We start from the raw sequence: 4,442 nt of genomic DNA on the forward strand, positions 1-4,442 counted from the left end.
CCCCTCCACCGCCTTCGGCGGTCCCCCTCCCCCGCCACGCGGGGGAGGATCACCGTGAGGCCGGTGACTCACCCCCATACGACTAGAGGGCCTGCACGATGTTCGGCTACATCATCTCCCGCCTGCTCCAGGCGATCCCGATCCTTATCCTCGTCAGCCTGATCGCCTTCGGTATCATCTACCTGATCCCGGGCGATGCGGCGGTGGTGATCGGCGGGCCGTCGGCGACGCCGGAGGAACTGGCGCAGATCCGGCAGAACCTCGGGCTCGACCAGCCGCTGCACATCCAGATCCTCACTTTCTACGCTCACCTGTTTCAGGGCGATCTCGGCCGCTCGCTGACCCTCGGCATCCCAGTGGTCGATGCGCTGCTCGCCCGCTCGCCCATCACCATCGGCATCGCCATCTACTCGCTGGTGCTCACCATCCTGATCGGGCTCAGCACCGGCATGCTGGCGGCACTCAACCACAATCGCTGGATCGACCAGGCCGCGACGCTGTTCGCACTGCTCGGCGTGTCGCTGCCCAATTTCTGGCTGGCGCTGGTGATGATCGTGCTGTTCTCGGTGCACCTGGGCTGGTTGCCCACTGGCGGCTATGTGCCGTTCACCAAGGATCCCATCGGCTGGTTCCGAACGGCGACCCTCCCCGCCGTGGCGCTCGCCCTGATGCAGGCCGGGCTGCTGACCCGCATCACCCGCTCCACCATGCTCGAAGTCCTGAACCAGGATTATATCCGCACCGCCCGCGCCAAGGGCCTCTCCGAGTGGGTCGTCGTGGGCCGGCATGCGCTCGCCAATGTCATGATGCCCATCGTCACCATGATCGGCCTGGTGCTCTCGGTGCTGCTTTCCGGCTCGATCGTCATCGAAACCATCTTTGGGGTTCCAGGGATCGGTTCGCTGCTCGGCAGCGCCATCTCCAACCGCGACTATCCGATGATCCAGGGCGGCCTGCTGTTCGTCACCACGGCCCTGCTGCTGCTCAACATCGTGATCGACCTGCTCTACACCAGCCTCGATCCCCGCATCCGGGTCAGGGGGCGCTGAGATGACCGACCTCGTCAACGAGCCGTCGCGACTGTCGCTTGCGCTGGATTCGGCCCGTCACTGGCTGAGGCGCCTCAGCGCCAACCGGTCGTTCCTGCTCGGCGCCATCCTCTTTGGCGGCATCTGCATCTTCACCCTCGCGGCGCCGCTGATCACCAGCGTCGATCCCAACGCCCTGTCGGTGCGCAATCGCTTCAAGCCGCCCTCCGAGATCTATCTGTTCGGCACCGACAATCTCGGCCGGGACATGCTCAGCCGCGTGCTCAACGGCGCCCGGCTGAGCCTCGGCATCGGCTTTGCCGTGGTGATCCTCAACGCGGTATTCGGTGTGTTTCTCGGCGCTATCGCCGGCTATTACCGCCGCCTCGATGACCTCTTGATGCGCATCGCCGACGCGCTGATGGCGTTTCCCGCCGTGCTGCTCGCCATCGGCATCGCGGCGGCCCTCGGGCCCTCGGCGGCGACCGCCATCATTGCCCTCGCCGTCGTCTACATCCCGCGCACCGCCCGCGTCGTCCGCGCTTCGATCCTCGTCGCCCGCGAGCTCGATTACGTGCAGGCGGCGCGGGCGGCCGGCGCGCGTGACGGGCGCATCCTCTGGCACCACATCATGCCCAACTGCATGGCGCCGCTGATCGTGCAGCTGAGCTTCGTCTTCGCCTATGCGGTGCTGTCGGAAGCGGTGCTGAGCTTTCTCGGCCTCAGCGCGCCGCCCACCGTCCCCAGCTGGGGCGTCCTGATCGCCGAAGGCCGCACCTATCTGCGCGAGGCAGCCTGGCTGACCGTCATCCCCGGTCTCGCCATCGCCATCACCGTGCTTGGCCTTAACCTGCTGGGTGATGGCCTGCGCGACGTGCTGGACCCGCGGATGAAGGTAGAACAATGACCGCTGCCCCCCTGCTCAGCGTCCGTGACCTCACGGTGTCGTTCAACACCCGCTTCACCGCAGTGCGCGAGGCGAGCTTCGACGTCCATCCCGGCGAGCTGGTCGGCGTGGTCGGCGAAAGCGGCTCGGGCAAGAGCGTCAGCGCGCTCGCCGTCATGGGCCTGCTGCCGCCCACCGCCAAGGTCACCGGCTCGATAGACTTTGAAGGCCGGGACCTCCTGACCCTGTCGCGCCGTGAACTCAGAAAACTCCGCGGCCGCGATATCGGCATCATCTTCCAGGAGCCGATGACCTCGCTCAATCCGGTCTTCACCATCGGCGACCAGATCGCCGAAGCGGTCCAGGTGCATGACCCGATGAGCAGGAAGGCGGCGTGGGACCGCGCCACCGAGCTGCTCGAAAAAGTCGGCGTGCCGGCGCCGCGCCGCCGGTTGCTCGATTATCCGCATCAGCTCTCGGGCGGCCTCAGGCAGCGCGTGATGATCGCCATCGCCCTGTCGTCGTCGCCAAAACTGCTGATCGCCGACGAGCCGACCACCGCCCTCGACGTCACCATCCAGGCGCAGCTGCTCGACCTGCTCAACCAGCTGCGGCAGGATTTCGGCACCGCCATCTTGCTGATCACCCACAATATGGGCGTCATGGCCGAAGTCGCCGACCGCGTCGTGGTGATGTATGCGAGCCGCATCGTCGAGGAGGCTACGATCTTCGACCTCTTCGACCGGCCGCAGCACCCCTACACCAGCGGCCTGCTCGGCAGCACGCCCGAGCTCGATGGCGAGACCCATCGCCTCCGCACCATCGCCGGCACGATGCCGAACCCCGCCGAACTGCCGCCCGGGTGCCTGTTTGCGCCGCGCTGCCCCAAGGCGGTTGCCGCCTGCCTCGAGATGCAGCCGCCGCTGCTCCCAATCTCACCGGCCCAGAGTGCCGCCTGCATCCGGGCCCCGATGCTCGTTCAGGAGGGCGCCCGATGACCACTCCGCTGCTCTCGGTCGATGGCCTCTCCAAGGAGTTTCCGGTTGCCGGCGACAACTGGCTCGCCCCCAAACAAACCCTGCGGGCCGTGCAATCGGTGTCGTTCGAACTCGGCAGCCGCCAGACGCTCGGACTGGTGGGTGAGAGCGGCTGCGGCAAATCCACCACCGGCCGGCTGATCCTGCAGCTGATCGAGCCGACCGCGGGCACAGTGCGCTTCAACGGCCGCGACCTCGCCACCATGCCCAAGGAAGAACTGCGGCAGCTGCGCAGCTCCATGCAGATCATCTTCCAGGACCCGCAGGCATCGCTCAATCCGCGCCATCGCGTCGAGGAGCTGATCCTCGAGCCGCTCTATGCGCAGGGCGAAAAGCCCAGCGCGAAACTGACCAACTATGCCGGCGAGCTGCTCGACAAGGTCGGCCTGTCGCGCCGGCACCTGACCCGCTTCCCGCACGAGTTTTCCGGCGGCCAACGCCAGCGCATCGGTATCGCCCGCGCCATTGCCTCGAAGCCGCAACTGATCGTCTGCGACGAGGCCGTCTCCGCGCTCGACGTCTCGGTGCAGGCGCAGGTCATCAACCTCTTGCAGGATCTGCAGGACCAACTCGGTTTGAGCTACCTGTTCATCGGCCACGACCTCGCCGTGGTCCGCCACATCGCCGACACCATGGCCATCATGTATCTGGGCCGCATCGTCGAAATGGCGCCCAAGCGCGAGTTCTACGCGCGACCGATGCACCCCTATTCGCAGGCCCTGCTCGGCTCGGTGCCGGTCTCCCATCCGAGCAAGCGCCACACCCGCAAGCGTCTCGAAGGCGAGATCCCGAGCCCGTTGAATCCGCCGACCGGCTGCCACTTCCACCCGCGCTGCAGATTCGCCCGCGACGTCTGCAAGCAGCAGGTGCCCGAGCTGCGCAGCATCACCCCGACGCGGCAGGCGGCGTGCCATTTCGCGGAGGAGATCGCGGCTGGCGAGGGGCAGCGAGCGCCGCACTCTCCGTGATCCTCCTCGGCTATGACCGCGCCCTGATGGACGCCATGCTGGTGGTGAGCTCGACCGAATCCAACGAGATGTTCCCGGTCACCGGCCCCAACACCGCCCTCTTCCACATCAGCTACCGCGAGCTGCCGGATGAAGGCCGCTACAAGGAGGCGATGAAGGAGGCCCGGGCGCGGAAATCGGCGGAGCGGCTGGAGAGTGTGCAATGAGGGGCGCGGACATCCTAACTGACGGTGCGTGGGGCTCCCCCCTCCCAACCTCCCCCACAAGGGGGGAGGTGCCGTTCGGTGCGGAGGGCAGGATCCCGCCACCTCCACCGGCCGAACACCTCCCCCTTGATGGGGGAGGCTGGGGGGGGGCGGGGCAGCACGCCCGAAATCAGGAGTGCGAGCCTCAAAACTCCTCATCCTTCCCCGGGTCACCGTCGAACAACCGGCCATCCCGCCGCGCCAGCCCATTGCTGCCGGCCATCTCGGCGTCATCCAGCTCCACCCATGCGACTACCCGGTCCTCCGGCCGCCCCGTT

5 protein-coding genes are annotated in these 4,442 nt (G+C 67.0%); all 5 read left to right on the forward strand.

The features are described from left to right. Positions 1-98: 98 nt before the first annotated feature. From VW23_RS24980 to VW23_RS25000, 5 genes are read left to right on the forward strand one after another with little or no spacing between them, the layout of a single operon-like run. Entirely contained in the window at positions 99-1,049 is a 951-nt protein-coding gene (locus VW23_RS24980; protein ID WP_069912198.1) for an ABC transporter permease, read from the forward strand. A gap of 1 nt (position 1,050) precedes the next feature. After that, entirely contained in the window at positions 1,051-1,935 is an 885-nt protein-coding gene (locus VW23_RS24985; RefSeq protein ID WP_069912199.1) for an ABC transporter permease, read from the forward strand. Beyond that, the gene (locus VW23_RS24990; protein WP_069912200.1) at positions 1,932-2,912 is read left to right on the forward strand and encodes an ABC transporter ATP-binding protein; all 981 of its coding nucleotides are present in this window, start codon (positions 1,932-1,934) and stop codon (positions 2,910-2,912) included. Before VW23_RS24985 ends, VW23_RS24990 begins: the two co-directional genes overlap by 4 nt. Then, positions 2,909-3,919 (forward strand): ABC transporter ATP-binding protein, encoded by a 1,011-nt coding sequence (locus tag VW23_RS24995; RefSeq protein WP_069912201.1) that lies wholly within the window; start codon positions 2,909-2,911, stop codon positions 3,917-3,919. The genes VW23_RS24990 and VW23_RS24995 overlap by 4 nt, the downstream gene beginning before the upstream one ends. Further along, positions 3,916-4,125: a hypothetical protein gene (locus VW23_RS25000; protein WP_069912202.1), complete on the forward strand. Its 210-nt coding sequence runs from the start codon at positions 3,916-3,918 to the stop codon at positions 4,123-4,125. The genes VW23_RS24995 and VW23_RS25000 overlap by 4 nt, the downstream gene beginning before the upstream one ends. Positions 4,126-4,442 lie beyond the last annotated feature (317 nt).

Source organism: Devosia insulae DS-56, from assembly GCF_000970465.2.
GTDB lineage: Bacteria > Pseudomonadota > Alphaproteobacteria > Rhizobiales > Devosiaceae > Devosia_A > Devosia_A insulae.

Coding starts and splice junctions, on each gene's coding strand:
- VW23_RS24980 (WP_069912198.1), top strand. CDS start 99: ATGTTCGGCTACATCATCTCCCGCCTGCTCCAGGCGATCCCGATCCTT.
- VW23_RS24985 (WP_069912199.1), top strand. CDS start 1,051: ATGACCGACCTCGTCAACGAGCCGTCGCGACTGTCGCTTGCGCTGGAT.
- VW23_RS24990 (WP_069912200.1), top strand. CDS start 1,932: ATGACCGCTGCCCCCCTGCTCAGCGTCCGTGACCTCACGGTGTCGTTC.
- VW23_RS24995 (WP_069912201.1), top strand. CDS start 2,909: ATGACCACTCCGCTGCTCTCGGTCGATGGCCTCTCCAAGGAGTTTCCG.